The organism is Bradyrhizobium sp. 76, assembly GCF_023073025.1.
Lineage (GTDB): Bacteria > Pseudomonadota > Alphaproteobacteria > Rhizobiales > Xanthobacteraceae > Bradyrhizobium.
In genome coordinates this window covers 1-641 of the sequence record NZ_JADPIS010000085.1, presented here as the reverse complement: position 1 = coordinate 641, position 641 = coordinate 1, and the positions used below count along the sequence as shown (strand labels likewise).

The following is a 641-nucleotide window of genomic DNA, read 5'->3' as shown; positions in this document are numbered from 1 at the left end:
GCACAGTCGCTCGACAACCGCGCCAGCGACATCAACAATCTGCTCGACGGCATCGCCAACGGCGTGCAGGTGCTGCAGGCCGCCAACACCGGCATCACCTCGCTGCAGAAGCTGATCGACTCTGCGAAGTCGATCGCCAACCAGGCGCTGCAGACCACCGTCGGCTACTCCACCAAGTCCAACGTCTCCACCACCATCGCAGGTGCGACATCGGCCGACCTGCGCGGCACGACCAGCTTCGCCAGCGCGACCGCGAGCAGCAACGTCGTGTATAACGGCACGGCCGGCGGCACCACGGCCGCAACCGGCACCACGACCCTCGGCGCCACCATCGGCTCCTTTGCAAGCACTGGCGCGACGGCCGGTGACGGCACCACGGCCCTGACCGGCGCCATCACCCTGATCGCCACCAACGGCACGACCGCGACCGGCCTGGCCGGCAACGCCCAGCCTGCCGATGGCGACACGGTGACCGTGAACGGCAAGACCATCACGTTCCGCAGCGGCGCGGCTCCGGCGTCGACCGCCGTTCCGAGCGGTTCCGGCGTCAGCGGCAACCTCGTCACCGACGGCAGCGGCAACACCACCGTCTATCTCGCCACCGCGACCGTCAACGATCTCTTGTCCGCGATCGATCTGGC

1 protein-coding gene is annotated in these 641 nt (G+C 68.5%); it reads left to right on the top strand.

The annotated features are described in order from the left end of the window. Positions 1 to 641: DUF1522 domain-containing protein (locus IVB48_RS16510; protein WP_247400924.1), on the top strand; the 641-nt coding region annotated here is incomplete at both ends.